Below are 19,116 nucleotides of genomic sequence, written 5' to 3'. Positions count from 1 at the left end.
GACTTAGTCAAGCGTATTCAATGAAAAAGACCTAGCTATCAGCGCTAGGTCTTTTTCATTTGCAGACTACTACTAATTCAGGTTATGGATTTTGCTTTACCTTACCCCCACCCCCCGAAGGGGGCTTAGGTCAATTATAGTCAACCCTGGATGGGGGGTGGGGTAAAGCGAAAAAAGTAGTTTAACTTGATATAACCAGTGCTATTGCGCTTCGGCTCGCCAGGTGTTGTTCTTGGGGTTGATGTCCGGCAGCTTTTCGTCGGGGTCAATCACAACGGTCTTGATGGACGATGTCGAGCTGTATTTAAGCGTCCAGGAACCACCGCGTTGCCAAACTTCGATTGGTAAGTTTACCCGGCCTTTTTTGCCATTGCTTTCAGTCACCTCAATCGTTGCAGGCATAGCCATTTTGTCAAGGTTTTCAATGGTAATCAATGAGCCTTTGTCAGCGCTGCCATCTACATATTTGACGTCTTTAACGCCTTGGTCCAGCCGCCAGGTTTCGTAGAAAAAGCCGCGCCAGAACCAACCCAGATCTTCGCCAGCACCGTCTTCGATACTGCGGAAGAAATCATAGGGAGTTGGGTGCTTGAACGCCCAGCGCTGCACGTAATTTTTAAAAGCAAAATCAAAACGGTCGGGGCCAAGAATCACATCACGCAGCAGTTTCAGACCGATACCCGGCTTGTAATACGCCAAAATGCCTAAGGCTCTGGGCTGCTGCACATCAGGGATGGTCATAATTGGTTCAGTTGGGAAGGCCAGTGCAGGAGCCAGATCGTGCATGGTTCCCCGCTCGCGGTTGTACTCTCCTTTATTAAAATTGGCCGTCGACAGCCCGTTGATAAAGGTGTTGAAGCCTTCGTCCATCCAGGGGAACTTTCGTTCGTTATTGCCCACAATCATTGGGAACCAGTTGTGCCCAAATTCGTGGTCGGTAACGCCCCAGAGCGCGTCTTTTTTATCGCGATGGTCGCAGAAGATGATGCCCGGATATTCCATTCCACCTACGATGCCAGCTACATTTGTAGCAACGGGATAGCTAAATTCATAGAGGTATTTGGAGTAGAACTCAACGCAGCCTTTTACGTATTCGGTCGAGCGGTTCCACGAATCATTGGTAGCACTTTCGGCGGGGTAAACGGATTGGGCAAGAGCAGTTTTGCCACTGGGGAGATTGATTCTGGCCGCGTCCCAGACAAACGCGCGCGACGAAGCCCAGGCTACGTCGCGGCTATTCTCACACCGAAATTTCCAGGTAAGCGTGCCTGACTTTTTCGGGCGGGAGTTGGCATTTGTTACTTCATCTTTTCCACGAATGATTACGGTCTGGTCACTTTTACGAGCCTGTTCCAATCGTTTCTGTTGATCGGCCGTTAGCACTTCGTTTGGGTTGAGCAGCTCGCCGGAACCAACTACGATATGATCCCAGGGAGCGGTAATACTGTATTCATAGTCGCCATAATCCAGGTAGAACTCACCAGCGCCTAAGTAGGGGAGTACGTTCCAGCCTTCAATATCATCGTAAACGCACATACGCGGATACCACTGGGCAATTTCGTAAATGATGCCGTCTTTCCGCTTGAGTTGCCCCATCCGATCGGAACCGTATTCCGGAATTTTAAAGGAGTAGGCAATTTTTACTTTTATAACGTCACCTTTGGGCTTTACGGACTCGGCCAGGCGAACCTGCATGCGGGTATCTGTAATGACATAAGGAACGGTTGAAAACTTTCCTTTGCCCTGATCGACAGTTACATTAGAGATTGTTAACCCACCCGCAAAACCCTGATTGCCAAACCGACCACCTGAAACAGGAGTCGTTTTGGAGGCCCGTGAGGTATCGCTAAACGCATTTTGATCTAGCTGAAGCCACAAATAGGCTAATGACTCCGGCGAGTTGTTTTTGTAGGTGATCGTTACTTCGCCTGTAATAGAATTCTGCTGATCATCGAGCGTAATATTGATCTGATAATCCGAGCGATTTTGCCAGTAGTTGGGGCCAGGAGCACCACTACCGGTTCGATAATCATTGCCCGGTTGCATGTTGAATAATGGATGAAATAGAGCCAGTGGGTCATATTTGGAACCCGGTGTGGATGTTGACGAAGGAGACGTTTGAGCGAAGGACGAGACACATAATGCCCAAAAGCCTGCCCAAAGAGCGATTTTTCTCATGAAATTCAGATGCCTAACTCGATTAATTGAGTGAACTTACTTTTCGATTTGCGGATGATGCTTACAAAAGCAGAACTAACTTTCTGATTCGTATTCTCTTACAAATAACGCTATAAAGCCTTAAAATTAGCTAATGTCCTATGGGTAGCCCCCAGTTGATGCCATGATGGACAAGTAAAAATAAAAATAGGCCCAGCCAGAGCACATCAACAAAATGCCAGTACAAAGCAATGAGTTTGAGCTTGAGCCGATTGGGCGGATTTACACTATAGACAAAGGCGTCGACATACGGGCGTCGGAGTAAGGCTTCCCATAAGACTATACCCAGTAGAATCAGCCCAAGCAGTATATGCAGCAAATGCAGGCCGGAGATGATGTAGATGAAGCTACCAGCGGGGTTGCCTTCCAAACGAATGCCGGCTCTGAACAGATCGCGCCAGCCCCAACCCTGAAGCAACATAAACAGAATACCCAGCCCGAGTGTAGTGGCCAGATTCGTACGATAACTCCCAAATCGTTCGTGCCAGAAAGCCTGTTTGGCATTGTTAAGTGTTAAACTGCTCAGCAGGATAACACCGGTACTAACCAAAAAGACGAGGGGTAGTTTTACGGTAGCCCAATCTGACGCGGTTTGACGAACAACATAGGTAACCAACAACATTGTGAAGAGCATCGTACTGCTGGCGATGCCCAACCAGACCATAAAACGAGACGGCTCACGCCGTTTGGTCACGAAGTTGCTCATGGAAACAGAAGTTCTTAATCAAGACTTGTTAGAATAGTAACGATTGGATGATATTTATAATTTCCCTTGCCAAACGTTGTAGTCCAGAAATTGGTTTGGCATGGGTATAGGTGCATTAAAAATGCCGTATAGGGTAGACCCGGACCCGCTCATGCTCGCATAAACAGCTCCTTCCTCATACAGTTGTTGTTTGATGTCGGCTAAACGTGGATACTTGGGAAATAGGCTGTCTTCGAAATCGTTATGAATGGTATTGCGCCAGTTATCGATTGGTGCCTGTAACTGTTCGAACAACGACAGTTCGGGTTGATGTGGTCGAACACCTGCATACGCTTCGGCCGTTGAGATAGCCAGATTGGGGTAAACGAGCAGGACATAATAGCCAGTCAGATTAACCGAAATCTCTGAGAAAACATCACCTTTCTCCAGGCAATACAGGGGGCGATTCTGAACAAAAAAGGCACAGTCACTTCCCAACGTCCGGGCATAATCCTCCAACTGGGCGATGCCTAAGCCAAGGCCAAACTGGTCATTCAGCAATTTCAGTGTGAATGCTGCATCGGCCGAGCCACCGCCTAACCCCGCTCCAATAGGCACAATCTTGTGTAAATGCATGGACACAGGGGGCAGGTCAAAATCGGTCTTCAGTAGATTGTAGGCCCGAACGCACAGATTCGTTTGGCCATCACCCGGAATAGGCAGACCACTGCTGCTGAAGCTAAAATCAGTGGCTGGAATAGTTTCCAGTATATCCCCCCAGCTTACGGGATAAAAACAGGATTGTAGATTATGGTAGCCATCCGGCCGTTTTTCGGTGATCCGAAGGCCAATGTTGATTTTACAGGTTGGAAACGCAATCAAATGAAGGATGAATTAAAGCTTTTACACGATGATGTAAAAATAGGATGCTATAGTTCATCATTTACTTGATGGAGACAACTTTAAATTCGGTTCGGCGATTTCGCTGGTGTTCGGCTTCGGTACAGATCACACCATCGGTGCAGTTATTGACGAGCTGCGATTCACCCATGCCCAGGGTAGCCATTCGCCGACGGCTAATGCCTTTGGAAACCAGGTAATTCGCAACCTGTTTGGCTCGCTCCAGCGACAGGGCCTTGTTCCGCTCTGCATCGCCCCGGCTGTCGGTATGCGACCGGATTTCAATGATTAGCGACGGATATTTTCGCATGGTAGCCACAACCTTATCCAGTTCACGCATGGCCGCAGGACGGAGGCTGAACTGATCGAGATCGTAATAAATATTATCAATCGTAACCACATCGCCCACACTCAGCATTTTCAGGTCAGCCGACAGTTCCTTGGGCTTTGCCTTGGGAGCTATCTTTTTGATTTTGCTGGTATTGGTACCAAAGGATGGCTTTGAAGCAATCAACGTATAATCGCAACCCTCGTTGATGTCGAACGAGTAATGGCCATCGGCCCCGGTTATGTATTCTTTTATCGAATTATCGCATTCATTCCGAAGACGTACTTTCACCCCGGCGAGTGGCTTGCGGTTATTGTCGCCTAAAACAGTCCCCTGAATGCGTGATTGGGTAAGGGCGGGGGCAGGTGTCGATTGCGCTTCTGAAATGGTATCGACCGGAACGGTTGGCTTCAATAAGCCGATTTCCAGTCGGCTGGGCTGATCATCGACTAATGAACGAGTTGTGAAACCAACGGTACTGTTGATATACCCATCGCGGCTGGCTTTGAAGGTAAACGTATTACTTCCGGGAAGACAAATGCGAACGAGGCCGTTCTGGTCACTTAGCAGGGTTTGGTCGGGTTGCCCATCTGCATTGGACTTCACCAGCACACTGACGCTATCTAAAGGCTGATCGGTAAAGGTGTCGTATAATCGAATGGTCAGGTCGCGGCACCCATACAGAGAGCTTTCGCGGACAAACCGATAAATGTCGTCGCTGCCATCGCGTCGGTTTGTACTGAAATAACCCGCTTTTCGATTGGCATCGGTGATGAGACCAAAGTCGTCCTGTGGTGAATTGATGGGCGCATCCAGATGTTCAATTGACTGAACGGTTATTCCATTGGTTAAGGTAGCATAATAAATATCCAGTCCACCCAGTCCCTTTCGGCCATCGGAAGAAAAGTAGAGATTACCTGCATCATCGGCAAACGGGAATAATTCGTTTCCTTTCGAGTTAATGGTACTGCCCAGATTGACAGGCCGGCTCCATTTTCCATTCTGGAAGCGCGTTACATACAGGTCGGTTCCACCAAAGCCACCGGGCATATCCGAAGAGAAATAGAGCAGTTCGTCACTCTTGTTCAGGGTCGGATGCCCCACCGAATACTCATCACTATTGAACGGCAGTTCGACAATGTCGGTCCAGGCGCCATTTTCCTGAACAGCCGTGTACAGTTTAAGCTTATTGACCCCCTCCGAACTCTTACTGGCTCGACCGTTATTGTAATTGTTACGGGTAAAAATGATCTGTGAGCCGTCGTGCGAGAATGTAGCTGGCCCTTCATGATATTTGGTGTTCAGCGTCTGGCTGAAGCGTTTGGAAACATTCTGCGAACTCGCATTCGCTGCGTAGCCCAGCCCTTCTGAAATGTTGATGCCCTGGCCAAAATTGGGTATAGTCGGCGAATCATTCGGCGTTTGACGGCTGTAGTTTCCGGCGGAGCGGTCATCTCGGGCAGGAGTATTTACAGGGCGGCTGGTGGTGCCGTCGGTATTGAGAATGCTGCTCACCTTCAGGTTGTTCCGATTGGGTAAGTAAAAGAGATCAAGGTAGCCTGCCCCGCCACCACTGCCTGTGGTTTCGATGGCTGACCCTCCCTTTTTACCGGCCACATAGACGAGGCCATCCTGGTAATAGGCCGGGCTGAACTCTTCTCCCGATGTGTTGAAATCCAGAAACTCCAGTCGGTACTTAACCGGCTCCTTACGAAGGCTTGCCGAAGAGCTGCCTGCCGTCGAAGCCGTTATAGCTGCGCGGGGTGGTTGTTTGTCTTTGAGTTGTTCATAACGCTCAAACATTTTCTGCCCTTCCTGGAACTTACCATTGCCGACCAGCGTCTGGGCAAAAAGCAGAAGTAGTTGAGGGTTAGGGTCAGGATTAGCGGCCAGGGCTTCCCGATAATAGCGCTCAGCTTTTGCCCCATCGCCAACCTGGTGGTAGGCAGAAGCCAACTGACTTTGTACAGTTATTTTTTGCGTGGGCGTGAGCTGATCGGCCTGCTCGTTCAATAGCTGCGAGTAGGCTTCAATAGCTCGGCCATAGGCCTTATAGCTGAGCAGACGGTCGGCCTGCTGCAGCAACGAGTCTACCTGTGCCCAAGTCTGTAAACTGCTTAGCCACAGAAACCCGCCTATGATCCATACGATCCACTTGTTACTCATTGGTATTACCCCCTACGGCCAGCTACACGATCTCCCTACGAAAAACGAAATTGGCCAAAAATCATTGCTACAAAAGTTATCTTACTAAGGTCAGGAACCGAACAAATTCGCGTCCGTCGCTGAGTCGAATCTGGTAATAGTACGTACCATCTGGCAACCCCTGTCGACTATCGGCAGTTTTGACGCCCTGATTGGATGTGCCGTCCCAGTCATTTTTGTAATTCATATTCTGATAAACCAGATGCCCCCATCGGTTGTAAATCTCTACCTGTATGGTTATCCCTGTAGGAACATTCTGAATCACGAATCGATCATTCACTCCGTCGCCGTTGGGCGAAAAACCTTCCGGAATGAAAACGCTCGAATAGTCTTCGCCCTGTACCGAATGCAGCGAGATAACGGTCGGTTCATCGTTATCGGCTGGGTTGCCATTCTGGTCAGGGTCGGTGTCAAGACCATTGGTCGACCGGTCGCGGCAGATGTTGCCCGTTGCATCGACAGCCTGGGCCATCGCTTTATTGGTGAATGTCAGGGTGTTTGCCTGGCTTACATCCAATCGGACCGTCAACCACGCATGAGCCTGTTCACCCGCCTGTAATGTTCCTCCGGTTACTAAAATGGTATCGGTGCCTAGCCCAGTATAGTTCTTGTTTATAACCAGATCGCTATCGACGCGAACGTTGACCGATTGAATCTGAGCACCAGCCCCCGAAAAAGCTGCGTCCAGATCATCGGCTAGTTGTATACCTGTTAAGGCCTGCTTACCAAGGTTGGCAACGGTGAGTTGATATGTAAGCTCAACCAGGCGTTTTTGGTTTTCGGTTAGCCAGATCGGTTCAGCTACTTTTTTGCTAAGTCCCACAAGTTCGCGTGAAGATGTCATCACCAGTTTTTGGGCCGATGCACCCACACAAGGCCCATCACCATCCGGGTCTGCTATAGACACCGTAAACAATGTGGCTCCTCGTTGACGGTCGGCCTCAGAGAGTAGATAGCGGGCCTTGGTTTCGGTATTAGTAAATAAGCCCCCGCCGTCACTCTGCCAGGAGGGGTTATTGGCCGAGCCTCCTAGCTGTGCCGTTAAACGAACAACGCCTTTTGCCGGGTCGAGTGAGTCGAGTCGGATGGCTACGAAAGCTGGGTTGCTTAGGCAGGGAGGTATTGCGTTCTGGCAGGGTTTGATGGTGGCAACGATGGCTATCGGCTCTGTATAACACCCATCAACTGTTCGGCCAAATAGGTAATAGGTTCCTGCTCCCACGGCTCCAGGTGATTGTACTGCCGGGGCGAGTAGCGAGGCTTCGGTTCGAAATTCATACCGTTGTATCGAAGCGTCTTTGTTGATAATTGCCTTCGACAGATCAACGGTTTGAAAAGGACAGTTACTTGTTAACTTGGTTTGCAGGTTGAGCGGGTTGCTGGCCGATCGAACGGTTATCGAAACGGCCTGAGAGCTGTCACTCTGGCATGAACCAATTTGACAAATAGCCCGATAGTTAATTGATGAGTAAGGCGTTACTGTTCGGGTTAGTCCTTCGGCTCCATCGGTCCAGCGAATGTTTCCGAGGCAGCCCGAAGCCGTCAGTCGGATCGTCTGGCCTGCGCATATATCACGCCTGTCGGTAGTAACGACGGGCGTTTGGGGAGCGGCTACTTCGACGGCACGAGGAATGGATGGATTGCTTGTGCAATTGTTTTGCTCGCAGGTGGCCCTGAAAGCGGTCGTCGTCTGTAAGGCAGTTGTCCAGGTTTTTCCGACAGTTTGTTCACTCCCATCCTGACTAATCCAGTGAACGGTTCCGGTACAATTAGTTGCCGTTAAGGTTACTGTCTGGCCAGGGCAAACCAGTTTTGACGACGTCGTTACTGTGGGGGCTTCGGGCGTATTGACTGTAATTTTCCAGACGTCGGCAAAGCAACTGATACACCCAGGTTTTGCCCGGCAAATAGCGGTATATTTTGTTGTTTGCTGTGGTTTTACGCTGATTGTTGGTCCTGTGTCGCCGTTCGACCAGATGACTGTTCCCGAACAGCCAGTAGCGGTTAACGAAACAACTTCATTGCGGCAAATTGCTTTGGCAGAACCCGTAATTATGGGTGGTTCGGGGTGTAGGCAGGTATCGGCTGGGCTATAGTTGTTCGACGTAGCCATGGCGCCTGACCACGAAAGTAGCCAGACGACTATCCACCCATACCTTTCGATAAATATATACAGTAGTCGTTTCCTCATCAATATACGTTGCTTGATACGATATAGGACGAATTTCATGCCAAGCCCATTTTTTTAGTAAATGAACCTGATTGATCGAGGGATTTATCGGATTCCCTTATCGATTTTGTGAGTGAATGGTCAGTTCAGAAGCCTAGGGGAAATGACCGGGGTATGCCTCATAAACCATGCCAACATAAAGGCCATTTTGTTTACAAAAGGATACCATTACGATTATAGAAGACTACAAGTTTAATTAAGTGTATACCAAAAGCCGTTAAAAGGATTTATTTGATTTTTAAGAAGCAGTAACATGAATAGAAAAGACCTGATTGATGCTGCCCGGCAGTTCAGATTGGTCGTGCGTAACGAACAGGATTGTTTTATTGGTAAAACTGTCGATCAACTGCCTGGCCAGCTGAACATGGCTATGGTCGATGGCTTGAAACGGTTCGTCGAGAAGTAGAACAGGGGCATTTTTTAAAAAGGCTCGAATCAGCAATATCAATCGCTGCTCACCTGCCGACAGTGTGCCAAACGAGCGGTGAAGCAATTGGGTCAGCCCGAAATAAGCAAACAAGGACGATAAATCCACTTCAGAAACAGCTGCAACCTGGCTGGGAGGGGTAAGCGTATCGGTCAGCCCGGTAAGGGCTACCTGACGAGCGGTCAGATTTTGAGGGAAATAAAGATGTAATTCGGGCGAAATAAAGCCGATACGACGTTTTACATCCCAAATGCTTTCGCCCGACTTCCCGCGTCGATGGCCGAATACACGCACATCATTCGAATAAGCCTGCGGATGGTCGCCATATAGCAGACTAAGCAGCACAGACTTACCAGCCCCATTCCGGCCAAACAAGGCCCATCGTTCACCAGTCCGAACCGTCCAGCCGATGTGATCGAGGATGATGGTGTCGCCATAACGTACCGTTACATCACAAAGGCGAAAGGCCTCTTCAAAGTCGGGTGCTGGAGCCGAGACCTGTAAGGCTGGGGGGGCTATCGATGGAGGCTCTGGCGGGCTATATTGATAGGCTTCTTTGGGGCCAGACCAGGCAATTCGCCCCTTCTCCAGCACGACCACGTGTGTTACAAACGCCGGAATATCATCGGGCTCTTTGACTAGCATAAGTGTTAACCCGTGGTGCATGAGTTCACCGAGCCAATCGGTTAGTTCCGCACGGGAAATGGCATCGAGACCCACAAAAGGGCTATCCAGCAATAGAACGGACGGGTGTTTTAGCAGGGCTTTGCCAATGCGAGCTTTACGAGTCTGACCGTTGGATAACTTGATGAACGATCGATTGAGCAATGGAGATAAACCTAAACGGTCGACCAGCGTTGCTGATTCCTCCGTATTGGTCAGTTGCAAGAAGTCGCGTAAGGTTGGGGTCGATGAATAGCTACCGTCTGTGCCTTCGTCGCTCATGGTAGCCTGATAGCGTTGTTGGTAGAAATAACTGCTGTAGGAAAAGCGGCTGGATTCTTCTTTGAACGACACGAACTCTGTGCGCGCCTGTCGCATGAGTGTATCTGGTGGCGCATGAAATTGCCCGGCAAGCGTCTGTAAAAATGTGGTTTTACCACTACCCGTTGGACCTACTACGGCCCAGCATTCGCCTGGACGGAGTGTAAAGGTTAAATCAGTTAAAACAGGCTGGCCACTTCGACGGACAGTCAGGCCATTTAGCGTAATCAACTCAGCAGAAAGTGACATAAAAAAAGTAGGCAACTTTACAAAGTTACCTACTTCGTTGTATTTCAGTCATCGATTTACCGGGCAAATGATGCCAATAAACCTGACTTCATCAGTTAGTTGGTCATTGACCGGGGACGTGTTGTTGTTGGCGATGTGGTCGTACCACTACGTGTACGGGTTGAACCGTTAGTTGTGGTCCCGTTATTTAACCGATCAGTAGTACCCATTGTACTTTGTGGATCGGTTGTCGTTGTTGTACCGGTATTGGTCGTACCTGTATTCATTGTACCGGTTCCAGTGCCATTGGTTGTGCCTGTTCCGGTCGTTGAGTTATTGATACCCGTTTGCGGCTGCGTTTGGTAAGTCCCCGTTGTAGGCTGCGGATTCACCGTTGTTGGGGTCGTTGGCTGAGTAGGGTACGTACTCATGTTCGTATTGGTTGCCGGATTTGTTGAATTCGTGGTTCCGGTTGGCGGCTGCGACTGGTATGTACCCGAATTAGTCCGTGTTCCGGTTGTTGGCGATGTTGCGGTTGTACCCGCATTTGTATTTGTCGTCGTATTGGTCGATTGTGCCGTGGCACTAAAGGCGATGCCAGCTACTAGCATACATCCCATCATCATTACTTTTTTCATCGTTGAGTTCTATTATTGCTTGATATTCTATGGTATAACTATACTAATGGCGGGTTGTTTTAAAATTTAATTAAAAATGTAATTTGCTTCATAAAAAAGGCAGGAAGAGTAGCTCTCCCTGCCTTTGACGTACATAAAAACGGTATTACAGATTGCCCTTCTTCATTTCCTTCACGGCAAAGTCAGCTGCACGGGCCGTCAGCGCCATATAGGTTAAGGAAGGGTTCACGCACGAAGCGGATGTCATGCAGGCACCGTCCGTATTGAATACGTTTTTGACCGCATGAATCTGATTGTGGGCATTTAAAACCGACGTTTTAGGATCACGGCCCATGCGGGCCGTACCCATCTCGTGAATACCAATACCTGGGTTCTTGGTCGTGTCGTTATAAGGCGTGACGTTTTTGAAGCCAGCAGCTTCCAGCATTTCGGCTGCGTCGTTCATCATATCGATCCGCATTTTCTTCTCGTTTTCGCCGTAAGCTGCGTCGAAAACAATCAGGGGTAATCCCCATTTGTCTTTCTGATCAGGCGAAAGCGTCATGCGGTTGTTGGGATCGGCAATCATTTCGCCGAAACCACCCAGGCTCATGGTCCAGGGGCCGGGTTGCGTCAGACTTTCTTTGAAGTCGGCTCCGAAGCCTTCCATACCGTTTCCACGTCCCCAGCCGCCACGGCCAGCGCCACCCTGATAACCGAACCCACGGACGTAATCGCGCTTGTCGCCATTCCAGTTGCGGTAACGAGGGATGTATACTCCATTGGCCCGACGACCGAAATAGTATTGGTCTTCCATGCCTTCGAAGCTACCAGCCGCACCTGCCGCCAGATGGTGGTCCATGATGTTGCGGCCAAGTTGATCCGAGTCATTACCCATGCCGTTCGGGAACCGATGCGACTTAGAGTTCATCAGAATAGATGTACTGGCAAAGGCCGATGCGTTCAGGAAGATAATCCGGGCATAGTATTCACGGACTTCTTTGGTGTTCTGGTCAATCACCCGAACGCCGGTAGCTTTTCCTTTTTTCTCATCGTACAATACCTCCGATACGATGGAATCCGGTCGGAGCGTCAGTCGTCCGGTTTTCATAGCTGCTGGTAAAGTAGCGGCCTGGGTGCTGAAATAAGCCCCATAAGGACATCCCCGCATACACTGATTGCGGAATTGACAAGCAGCCCGCCCCAGATCGGTATGCCATTTCTGGGGTTGGGTCAGGTGAGCGGTACGGCCAATGGTAACGAGCCGTTTGGGGAACGCTTTTTCAATTCGCTTTTTGGCTTCCCGTTCGAGGCAATTGAGCTGCATGGGGGGCAGGAAGTTACCATCGGGCAGTACGTCAATACCATCTTTATTACCCGAAACACCGATAAACGTTTCGACGTGGGTGTACCAGGGAGCCAGGTCTTCGTAACGAATGGGCCAGTCCACACCGATGCCCTCTTTGCCGTTAGCCATGAAGTCTTCTTTATTCCAGCGGTAACTCTGACGCCCCCACATCAGCGAACGGCCTCCTACGTGGTAACCACGAATCCAGTCGACTTTCCGTTTTTCGAGGTATGGGTTTTCCTTGTCATTCTCGAAAAAGTGCCGCCATTCTTCGTTAGCCGTGTAGCCCGTCCGCATGTTGGCCCAGTATTCTTCAGCTGCCAGAGTCGTGATGCGACCCCGGTGAGGGAAATCCCAGGGATTATTCATGGCTGTTGGGTAGCCTTCAATGTGTTTTACATCACGGCCCCGTTCCAGCATAAGTACTTTTAAGCCTAGCCGGGTTAGCTCTTTCGATGCCCAGCCTCCCGAAATGCCTGATCCTACAACGATTGCGTCGTAGGTCATATCTTTTTTTGCGTCTATATTGAGATTCATGTCTTTATTAAGGAGTGAGGAGCCAGGAGTGAAGAGTGAGAATAGCTGGCGCAATCTCGTCATGCGAAGCATTCTCACTCTTCACTCCCCGCGCCTAATACTAAAAATTAGATAGCCCACGCTTTCTGGCCCGGCTTCAATGTAATACAGCCATCATAACGGCCCGGAACAGGCACATACTCCAGTGCTTGTGTGCAGCCGATTTCGGAGGTGAAATAGCCAGTAAGTGTCAAATCTTTCAGTATTGAATAGAAAGGCGTGTACCGTTTTTTGGCGGTAGGCATCTGGAGGTCGGCCTGGGAGTTTTCGACTTTAGCAACGGATTTAGCCGGAGCCATTTGGGCCCGCTGCGCTTTGTCGTCAGCTTCAAGTTTTTTGACGATCTCAATCCGCTGTGCCGGATCAAGTTGCACAAATGCTTTTCCGTAGGCTTCCTGGCTCCACTTATTGGTTTGCGCTAACCCTTCGACGAAGCGTTGCTGATCATCAGGTTTATAGCAGTCCTTCAGAATAACGTCGATAACTTCATTGACCTTAGCCGCTTTGGCTCCCGGAGTCTTAGTGGTCGGGATAATGGTATCGGCCAGTTCAGCGACAGTAGCGTCCTGATCGGCCGTAAAGAAGACAGGTTTGCCGGTGAGGGCACGTCGAGTGGCTGAGGCTTCAAGCGTATCGGCCAGAGCTGGCAACGACATGGTTGCGCCTGCCAGCGCGGCCACCCGCATGAGGGCATCTCTTCTGTTCATAGGTTATAGCAATTAGACTTTCAGGTAGAACGAATTAAGGAATTACAAATGTATAACAATCAAGGAATGGTTTGTGCTATTTAGGGATAGAGTTTTCAGGTGTGATGAGGTCTATCCCCAGATGGATGGAGCCAGGAATTCGTCCAGTAGCGTTAACCGAAGTTTTAGGCCTGTCAGGTTACGCCATTTTCAAAATAAACTCCGGGCTAATATCTAAACGCTCGTAAAGTTTTTTCGCTAAGTCAATGGTAATGCGTCGTTTCCCATTCATTACCTCCGACAAACGGGCGGTTGATACTCCCAGAAGCTTTGCCATATCCTTTTGTTTCATATTTCGTTCCGCCATTTTGATATGGATCATTCCTGGCAACGTATCTGGTGTACGAATTGGCATGAGCGGGATGCTGTCTTCAAATGCCTCAATCGCTTTTGCCAAAACCAAAAACCTAGTTTCTAGCTCAGCATTGCCCTCAAAGCCCTGTGCGATAAGGGCATCAATTTTCTGGAGGGCAATCCTATGTTCATCCCAGTTTGTTATGTTCATCAATCCTGTAAGTCTATTGTTCCAGCGTCAATCTTATCGTATTCTGCATGGGTACCAATAAATTTAATATAGACTGTGCGAACCGAAAAGAAGATCATCGCTACTAATCGGTAGTGGTTTCCTTTGATATTGAAAACATATCGGTTATCGGCCACGTAATCAACAGAATTGAAAGACTGTTTGATATCGGCTAAATTCTTCCAATCTGCGTCTTTGACAAGCGTATACCAGTCATTTAAGGCAGAGCCTACGTCAGGATGTATATCGGCATATTTGCTTAGTACCGTTTTGCTGATAACAACCATAAACATAACAAATTATAGCTGAGAAATATTTCATGATTCGGAATTATATTTCCAAATATGAAATTATAGAATTGCCAATTCCTGAACCGCTAGCCAGCTCATAAGCCCAGCACCCGTTTCGAGAGCCGCTTCGTCGATGTCGAACGTGGGCGTGTGGACTCCAGAGATGATCCCCCTCGCTTCATTGCGGGTGCCGAGTCGGTAAAAGCAGGAGTCAACCACTTGTGAGTAAAATGCAAAATCTTCACCAGCCATCCACAAATCCAGATCGACTACATTTTCGGCACCCATGTAGGTTACGGCTTCGGCCCGTACTCGGCGGGTCAGTTCGGGGTGGTTTTTGAGGTAAGGATAGCCGTGGACAATTTCAAATTCGCAGGAGCCACCCATGGCTTCGGCAATGCCCTGGGCCAATTTTACCATGCGTCGTTTACCTTCGGCCCGCCATTCTTCATTCATGCAGCGGAACGTCCCCTGAATGGTAACTTCGTTGGGAATCACGTTGGTAACGCCATCGGCGATGAATCGGCCAAAGGATAATACGGATGGGCTGGCTGGTGGCCGATTTCGACTAATAACCTGCTGCAAGGCCACAATGATATGCGACGCAATCAGAACGGGGTCTACCAGGTTGTCGGGCATGGCGGCATGGCCCCCTTTGCCCCGGACAGTCAGGTACAATTCGTCGGTACTGGCCATGTACATACCTTCGCGGAACCCGATTTTGCCCACCGGAATATTGGGTGCTACATGTTGCCCAATCATACTGACAGGAGTCGGATTTTCGAGTACGCCTTCTTTAATCATAAGCGAGGCCCCACCAGGCGCTTTCTCCTCGCCGGGCTGAAAAACCAGCTTGACGGTTCCATCGAACTGGTCACGCAGTACATGAAGGATACGCGCTACACCCAGTAAGCTGGCGGTATGCACATCGTGTCCGCAGGCATGCATTACCCCATCGATGGTCGATTTGTAGGGGACATCATTGGCTTCGTGGATGGGCAGAGCGTCCATGTCGGCCCGTAAACCAACTACCCTTGTACTACCCGACGACCCTTTGTTTCCTTCAATTAAGGCAACCAAACCCGTATCGGCAATACCTTCCTGGGGCGTTATACCAATGGCTTTTAACTGGTCGGCGACGAACCGGGCCGTGTTGCGCTCCTGAAAGGATAGCTCGGGATGGGCATGCAAATGTCGGCGGGTCTGAATGATGTCAGCCGCATACTGACGGGCGAGCGATTTAATTGAATCAAGCATAGGCAACGCGGCTGGAAAGCCGTTCATTAAATAGTTTGCGGCTTTCCAGCCGCGTTACTGTGTTGTAATAAACTGATAGTCATTAATAACGGTAAGCAGAAACTCCCGGTTTTCCAGATCACTACGAATTCCGGTAACGTCTTTAACCTTGTCGGCAGTACGTTGGAAAAGAGGTTGGTCGCCCTGCCGTACTACATTTCGCACAATGGCGATGTCGTGATCGGAAAGTAGCCGAACGTCGGGAAACTGAACGATGTAGTTGTCTGTAAAGGGTTTAATAACGACGTCGTCGAGCGTAACAGCGGGTTTCAGCCGGACAACGGTGGTCCCGGCAGCTATGTCGCCAAGGCGTTGGCCTTTTCCATTAGCAGCTATCGTAATGACGGGGACAATGCCTCCTAAAAACGCAGCCGACTCAATGATTCGGAACAACCACCGAATCAGATAGGCGCCAATCCCCGGTGGTGATCCGTCGAGCATAACCACCCGAATACGCATGGCGAGCTTACCGATGCTGCGGCCGTTGAGTAACCACTCGCTCAGGAGGTCGTAAAAAACGGCGGGTAGAGCAATGAAAAGGCTGTAAAAGCTATTGATCTGATAACCTAGCGAAGTGGGCAAAAAAACGGTCAGGATAAGCCAGCCAAATATCACCAGGTAATCCATCAGTGCTGCCAGAATTCGTTCGCCAATGCTGGCTGGTTCGTATTCCAGAAGAACGTTTTGGGAGGTGCGAATCGCAACAGCCATGCAGGAGAAATGAATAAGTCGTCTGTCAAAAGTCGTAAGTTACGATGGTTTAGTCAAAAGTTTTTCATAGAAAACGAATGCCCAACTTGGTCGCCATTGGGAACTTCACTAATTTACCCTTTCCTAGCCGACTGACGGCTACAGACCGACGACTTCCTATGCGTGAAGCCCTTTTCGTTAAACGCAACTCTGATAAGTGGCGCGACATTGAACAGAACCCGACCCGTGATCCTGATGAACTGACGGCCCGTTTTGTGGAACTGACCGATGATCTGTCGTACGCCCGAACCTTCTACCCGAACGCGAATGTAACGCGATACCTCAATGGGCTGGCCGGGCAAATGCACCGGGGACTGATGCAGAATCGGCGGGACGATCGGGGACGGTTTCGGCTGTTCTGGCAATACGAACTGCCGCTTTTATTTCAACAGTCGCATCGAATGCTGGCGCTGGCGGCTGCGATTTTTCTGGTGGCATGTATACTCGGTTGGGTTTCGGCGGCACACGATAATACATTTGTACGGCTTATTCTGGGCGATTGGTATGTAAACATGACCCTCGAAAACATCAAGAAGGGAGATCCACTGGGCGTTTATAACAGCAGCGATCAGGCTACGATGTTTGTTCAGATTACCATGAATAACATTTTTGTGGCTTTCCGCACGTTCATTTTCGGGTTGTTTGCCTCGGTGGGTACCATCGTTATGTTGTTTTATAACGGGGTGATGCTGGGATCGTTTCAGTATTTCTTTTACGAACGAGGTCTGCTGCTCGATTCGGTTCTGAAAATCTGGATTCACGGTACGCTCGAAATTTCGGCTATTGTTATTGCGGGTTGTGCAGGACTGACGGTAGGGAACAGCCTTCTGTTTCCGGGTACGTATTCGCGGCTGGAATCGTTTAAGCGAGGAGTCAAACAAGGGCTTAAAATAGCCATTGGGTTGGTCCCCATTTTTATCACGGCTGGCTTTCTCGAAAGTTTTATTACCCGTATGACGTTGCCCCCGGTAGTTAGTGGCGGAATTATTCTTATTTCAGCTACTTTCATTGGCTGGTATTTTGTGTATTACCCGATTCACCTAAACCGTAAACTGCAACCATGATTCAGCTGTTTCAACAACGTGATTTTGGCGATAAAATCAACGTAACCTTTCAGTACATCACCCAGAATTTTCGGAGCCTGGGGTTATCGCTCCTGTACATTGTCGGTCCGGTTGCTTTAGTGGCGGGAATCGCTTCGGGAGTGATGCAGTCGAATATATTTGACCTGGCCACATTATCGAGAGGGGGAGGTGACCCGGACGAGGCTCCTTTTCAGATGATACAGGCTGTATTTTCACCGTCCTTCGGTATTTCGATTCTGTTTAGCCTACTGGCTATTCTGGCCGTCAGTCTGGCTACCTACGCCCATATGAAGGTGTATGCCCGTAAAGCGGAGTTTAATGCACCGACGAGTTTTACCGGAACGGTTGACATCAGCGTCACAGAGGTTTGGGAAGAAATGCAGCCGCTGATTGGTCGGGGCGTTCTGATAAGTGTACTGAGCGCGATTATTTCATTTATAGCGACTATGTTTTTTGTCATTCCGGGCGTTTATGTCGGTATTGTTTTATCGCTGGGACTGGTCGTTACTACGTTTGAAGGAACTGATTTTGGGCAGACCTGGAACCGATGTTTCACCCTGATTCGGGATAAGTGGTGGTCGACCTTTGGGCTGATTGTGGTGATGGGGATTATTTCCGCAATTGTTGGGATGATTTTTTCCGTTCCTGCAGGCATTATTGGTGTTCTGACGGGTATGAAATTACTGCCCAATATGACTAGTTTCTGGCTTGTATTGGGCAATGTAATCGCAACCGTGGGCGGTACACTGTTGCGGGCTTTAATTTATGTAGCCATTGGTTTTCAATATACGAATCTGGTAGAACGTCAGGAAGGTCGAGGATTACTGTCAGCCATCGATTCGATTGGTACCAGCCCAACTCAGCCTCGCGCATCGGATGAAGGAACGTATTGATTGTGAGTTTTTAGTTTTCAGGTTGCGGTTCATGGTTTTGAATGTGGGCCAATTTTGGCTGATTATTTTTTTGTGCCTGATCGGTAGCCCAGGCGTTTATGCCCAGCAAAAGCCGACTACAAAGCAGGTAAGTGCTGTTCGTGACGATCGTTCGCCCATACACGTACGATACCCGGAGGCTGATCACCTGCAGGATCTGCAAACCGATCATGATTACCAGTACGGTAACGATACGCCACCGCCCGAAAATCCGATTGCCCGTTTTTTTAACTGGCTATTTCGAAAACTAGCCCAGTTTTTTTCCAGCAAAGCGTATCAGAATGTCTGGCAGTATGTAATTCTGGCAGCTATTGCCTGTTTTGCAATCTATCTGCTCATGAAAGCGGAAGTACTGGGTTTTCTATTTCCGAAAAAAGCACAATCGGGTACGCTGGATTATGAAAATCTGGCGGAGAATATCCATGAAATCAACTTCGAGACAGCTATTGACGAAGCCGTCGCTGCCCGAAATTTCCGGCTGGCCGTTCGGTTACTCTATCTGCAAACACTGAAGCGATTAACCGATGCCGGGCGTGTGCACTATAAGCCTGAAAAAACCAATCGGCAGTATGTGGCCGAACTGGTCAATTCGCCCTTGCAACCAGAATTTGAAACCCTAACCCGACAATTTGAATTTGTCTGGTATGGTGATTTTCCGGTTGACGAGCAGCGATTTCAGGCCATACAAAATCAGTTTCGGCAGTTTAATCAGGCCCCATTAACCAAAACCACCCATTCTATCCAGTAAT

At 49.2% G+C, this 19,116-nt stretch carries 16 protein-coding genes; 3 read left to right on the top strand and 13 right to left on the bottom strand.

Annotation, left to right across the window (positions count from 1 at the left end):
* Nucleotides 1–201: 201 nt before the first annotated feature.
* From B5M13_RS29565 to B5M13_RS29505, 13 genes are all read right to left on the bottom strand, one after another.
* On the bottom strand, nt 202–2,178 hold the full coding sequence (locus tag B5M13_RS29565) for a M1 family metallopeptidase (RefSeq protein WP_170061214.1): 1,977 nt from the start codon (nt 2,176–2,178) through the stop codon (nt 202–204).
* A 130-nt stretch (nt 2,179–2,308) separates the two neighbouring features.
* A complete protein-coding gene (locus tag B5M13_RS29560) occupies nt 2,309–2,923 on the bottom strand; it encodes a cytochrome c oxidase subunit 3 (protein WP_080059085.1) in 615 nt (204 codons plus the stop codon).
* A gap of 54 nt (nt 2,924–2,977) precedes the next feature.
* The gene (gene ispE, locus B5M13_RS29555; RefSeq protein WP_080059084.1) at nt 2,978–3,784 is read right to left on the bottom strand and encodes a 4-(cytidine 5'-diphospho)-2-C-methyl-D-erythritol kinase; all 807 of its coding nucleotides are present in this window, start codon (nt 3,782–3,784) and stop codon (nt 2,978–2,980) included.
* 61 nt (nt 3,785–3,845) lie between these two features.
* A complete protein-coding gene (locus B5M13_RS29550; RefSeq protein WP_080059083.1) occupies nt 3,846–6,296 on the bottom strand; it encodes an OmpA family protein in 2,451 nt (816 codons plus the stop codon).
* A gap of 76 nt (nt 6,297–6,372) precedes the next feature.
* The gene (locus tag B5M13_RS29545; protein ID WP_245859554.1) at nt 6,373–8,448 is read right to left on the bottom strand and encodes a gliding motility-associated C-terminal domain-containing protein; all 2,076 of its coding nucleotides are present in this window, start codon (nt 8,446–8,448) and stop codon (nt 6,373–6,375) included.
* Between the two features lie 355 nt (nt 8,449–8,803).
* A complete protein-coding gene (locus B5M13_RS29540; protein ID WP_080059082.1) occupies nt 8,804–10,225 on the bottom strand; it encodes an ATP-binding cassette domain-containing protein in 1,422 nt (473 codons plus the stop codon).
* A 95-nt stretch (nt 10,226–10,320) separates the two neighbouring features.
* Nucleotides 10,321–10,842, bottom strand: coding sequence for a hypothetical protein (locus B5M13_RS29535; RefSeq protein ID WP_080059081.1), 522 nt, complete (start codon nt 10,840–10,842; stop codon nt 10,321–10,323).
* A gap of 145 nt (nt 10,843–10,987) precedes the next feature.
* Nucleotides 10,988–12,706 carry a GMC oxidoreductase gene (locus tag B5M13_RS29530; RefSeq protein WP_080059080.1) on the bottom strand — a complete coding sequence of 573 codons (1,719 nt, stop codon included), beginning with the start codon at nt 12,704–12,706 and terminating at the stop codon, nt 10,988–10,990.
* Nucleotides 12,707–12,813: 107 nt separating this feature from the next.
* A complete protein-coding gene (locus tag B5M13_RS29525) occupies nt 12,814–13,452 on the bottom strand; it encodes a gluconate 2-dehydrogenase subunit 3 family protein (RefSeq protein WP_245859552.1) in 639 nt (212 codons plus the stop codon).
* Between the two features lie 178 nt (nt 13,453–13,630).
* Nucleotides 13,631–13,996 (bottom strand): helix-turn-helix domain-containing protein, encoded by a 366-nt coding sequence (locus tag B5M13_RS29520; RefSeq protein ID WP_080059078.1) that lies wholly within the window; start codon nt 13,994–13,996, stop codon nt 13,631–13,633.
* The gene (locus B5M13_RS29515; RefSeq protein WP_317046960.1) at nt 13,996–14,307 is read right to left on the bottom strand and encodes a type II toxin-antitoxin system HigB family toxin; all 312 of its coding nucleotides are present in this window, start codon (nt 14,305–14,307) and stop codon (nt 13,996–13,998) included. Before B5M13_RS29515 ends, B5M13_RS29520 begins: the two co-directional genes overlap by 1 nt.
* Before the next feature lie 57 nt (nt 14,308–14,364).
* Nucleotides 14,365–15,561 carry a M20 metallopeptidase family protein gene (locus B5M13_RS29510; protein WP_080060126.1) on the bottom strand — a complete coding sequence of 399 codons (1,197 nt, stop codon included), beginning with the start codon at nt 15,559–15,561 and terminating at the stop codon, nt 14,365–14,367.
* A 54-nt stretch (nt 15,562–15,615) separates the two neighbouring features.
* Nucleotides 15,616–16,311, bottom strand: coding sequence for an RDD family protein (locus B5M13_RS29505; protein ID WP_080059077.1), 696 nt, complete (start codon nt 16,309–16,311; stop codon nt 15,616–15,618).
* A gap of 158 nt (nt 16,312–16,469) precedes the next feature.
* Here B5M13_RS29505 and B5M13_RS29500 point away from each other — a divergent pair, with 158 nt between their 5' ends.
* Genes B5M13_RS29500 through B5M13_RS29490 form a run of 3 tightly spaced genes read left to right on the top strand, consistent with a single transcriptional unit; the run spans nt 16,470 to nt 19,115 of the window.
* Nucleotides 16,470–17,414, top strand: a complete 945-nt coding sequence (locus B5M13_RS29500) for a stage II sporulation protein M (RefSeq protein WP_080060125.1) — start codon at nt 16,470–16,472, stop codon at nt 17,412–17,414.
* The gene (locus B5M13_RS29495; RefSeq protein WP_080059076.1) at nt 17,411–18,328 is read left to right on the top strand and encodes a hypothetical protein; all 918 of its coding nucleotides are present in this window, start codon (nt 17,411–17,413) and stop codon (nt 18,326–18,328) included. The genes B5M13_RS29500 and B5M13_RS29495 overlap by 4 nt, the downstream gene beginning before the upstream one ends.
* On the top strand, nt 18,312–19,115 hold the full coding sequence (locus B5M13_RS29490) for a DUF4129 domain-containing protein (protein WP_080059075.1): 804 nt from the start codon (nt 18,312–18,314) through the stop codon (nt 19,113–19,115). The genes B5M13_RS29495 and B5M13_RS29490 overlap by 17 nt, the downstream gene beginning before the upstream one ends.
* Nucleotide 19,116: the final 1 nt, after the last annotated feature.

This window comes from Spirosoma aerolatum (genome assembly GCF_002056795.1).
GTDB classification, from domain to species: Bacteria; Bacteroidota; Bacteroidia; order Cytophagales; family Spirosomataceae; genus Spirosoma; species Spirosoma aerolatum.
This window is presented reverse-complemented; position numbering and strand designations above follow the sequence as displayed.

Bases quoted from the DNA above. Each gene is read 5' to 3' on its own strand.
- B5M13_RS29520 (WP_080059078.1), bottom strand. From the start codon at position 13,996: ATGAACATAACAAACTGGGATGAACATAGGATTGCCCTCCAGAAAATT.
- B5M13_RS29490 (WP_080059075.1), top strand. From the start codon at position 18,312: ATGAAGGAACGTATTGATTGTGAGTTTTTAGTTTTCAGGTTGCGGTTC.
- B5M13_RS29515 (WP_317046960.1), bottom strand. From the start codon at position 14,307: ATGTTTATGGTTGTTATCAGCAAAACGGTACTAAGCAAATATGCCGAT.
- B5M13_RS29560 (WP_080059085.1), bottom strand. From the start codon at position 2,923: ATGAGCAACTTCGTGACCAAACGGCGTGAGCCGTCTCGTTTTATGGTC.
- B5M13_RS29535 (WP_080059081.1), bottom strand. From the start codon at position 10,842: ATGAAAAAAGTAATGATGATGGGATGTATGCTAGTAGCTGGCATCGCC.
- B5M13_RS29495 (WP_080059076.1), top strand. From the start codon at position 17,411: ATGATTCAGCTGTTTCAACAACGTGATTTTGGCGATAAAATCAACGTA.
- B5M13_RS29505 (WP_080059077.1), bottom strand. From the start codon at position 16,311: ATGGCTGTTGCGATTCGCACCTCCCAAAACGTTCTTCTGGAATACGAA.
- B5M13_RS29565 (WP_170061214.1), bottom strand. From the start codon at position 2,178: ATGAGAAAAATCGCTCTTTGGGCAGGCTTTTGGGCATTATGTGTCTCG.
- B5M13_RS29530 (WP_080059080.1), bottom strand. From the start codon at position 12,706: ATGAATCTCAATATAGACGCAAAAAAAGATATGACCTACGACGCAATC.
- B5M13_RS29525 (WP_245859552.1), bottom strand. From the start codon at position 13,452: ATGAACAGAAGAGATGCCCTCATGCGGGTGGCCGCGCTGGCAGGCGCA.
- B5M13_RS29500 (WP_080060125.1), top strand. From the start codon at position 16,470: ATGCGTGAAGCCCTTTTCGTTAAACGCAACTCTGATAAGTGGCGCGAC.
- B5M13_RS29550 (WP_080059083.1), bottom strand. From the start codon at position 6,296: ATGAGTAACAAGTGGATCGTATGGATCATAGGCGGGTTTCTGTGGCTA.
- B5M13_RS29510 (WP_080060126.1), bottom strand. From the start codon at position 15,561: ATGCTTGATTCAATTAAATCGCTCGCCCGTCAGTATGCGGCTGACATC.
- B5M13_RS29540 (WP_080059082.1), bottom strand. From the start codon at position 10,225: ATGTCACTTTCTGCTGAGTTGATTACGCTAAATGGCCTGACTGTCCGT.
- B5M13_RS29545 (WP_245859554.1), bottom strand. From the start codon at position 8,448: ATGGCTACGTCGAACAACTATAGCCCAGCCGATACCTGCCTACACCCC.